This window comes from Candidatus Chloroploca sp. Khr17, assembly GCF_004138165.1.
Taxonomy (GTDB): Bacteria; Chloroflexota; Chloroflexia; order Chloroflexales; family Chloroflexaceae; genus Chloroploca.
The window spans coordinates 1-1,272 of record NZ_RYFF01000153.1; the positions used below are offsets into that span (position 1 = coordinate 1).

Consider the following 1,272-nt stretch of genomic DNA (forward strand, 5'->3'; position numbering starts at 1 on the left):
GTGACAACTCCCAATTCTAAAGAATTGGGCTTCTCGGTTCATCCGGCAACCTATCGGCCACCGTCCCCGAGGGCGGTGCCCCCGCCCTTAGAATGTTGATCGCGGCATTGTGGTCTCTATCAGCCACATATCCACACGAAGGACAGATATGTGTTCGTACCGACAACGATTTTGGCACCAGTTCGCCGCAGTTCGAGCACGTTTGGGTGGTGAAACGCGGGTTGATTCTGATCACCTGACCGCCAGCACTTGCAGCCTTGTCGGTCAGGATCGTCAGAAACGCGCTCCATCCAGCATCCAGAATGCTTTTTGCCAATCGGGTGCGCGCCAGGCCGCGCACGTTCAGATCTTCGACCACCATCAGTCGGTAGGTATCGGCATAGTGTTTGGCGGTCTTGAAGTGAAAATCGCGGCGCTGGCGCTCGATCTTCAGGTGGGTCTGGGCCACCGAACGCGCCATCTTCCGACGACGCTGACTTCCCTTGGTGCGGGCCATCAACCGCCGTTGCTGACGCCGGAGTTTCGCCTGACTGGTGCGGTAGTAGCGCGGATTGGCAACCGTATTCCCGTCGCTATCGGTCAAGAAGGACTTCAAGCCAACATCAATGCCGATGGCGGGTCGTTCATCAGGCGCAGGGGGTTCGGTTGGCGGTTCTGGTTCTGGCAGCTCACACACGATGAGCGCGTACCAGTGACCGTCGGCTCGTTTCACCAGATGGCAGGTTTGGGGTGTGCCGATGATCGGACGATGGCGTTTGATCTTGATGCGCCCACCCGTGAGGGCCGGTGTGCGCAAGAATCGCCCGTCCACATCGAAATCGACAGCGTGCTGGCGCAGTTGGATCGAATGCCAGCGATTGGGCGTCTTAAAGCGCGGGAACCCGACCGTTTGATCCGCTTCTTTCCGCCGCATGAAGCATATGAGTGCCTTGTCCAGCCGGTCCGCAAGCATCTGCACGGTGCTGGCCGGAACCGTCCCTTTACCGCGACCAGCAAATGCTTTTGTGAGGGCGTATTTGAACGCAAACTTCCCGGTCTCCTGATAGACCTGTCGGGTATGGGTCAACATCTCGTTATAGATGACGCGAGACCCCATCAGGACAGAATCAAGGTGTTGACGCTGTTTTCGGTTGGGATACAAGCGAAACTCAAATGTTTTCATGGTCTTAATGATACCAGATGAAGAACGAGTGTGCAACATCTAAAGCGGCTAAAGCGAGTGAAGCCCTTCTATCCCAGGGCTAAAAGCTCCTGGGCTTTACGGGCTATTTC

General features: G+C 56.4%; 1 protein-coding gene. It reads right to left on the minus strand.

Annotated elements, in window-relative coordinates:
• Window positions 1-16: 16 nt before the first annotated feature.
• Window positions 17-1,162 carry an RNA-guided endonuclease TnpB family protein gene (locus tag EKD05_RS25480; protein WP_165360999.1) on the minus strand — a complete coding sequence of 382 codons (1,146 nt, stop codon included), beginning with the start codon at window positions 1,160-1,162 and terminating at the stop codon, window positions 17-19.
• Window positions 1,163-1,272: the final 110 nt, after the last annotated feature.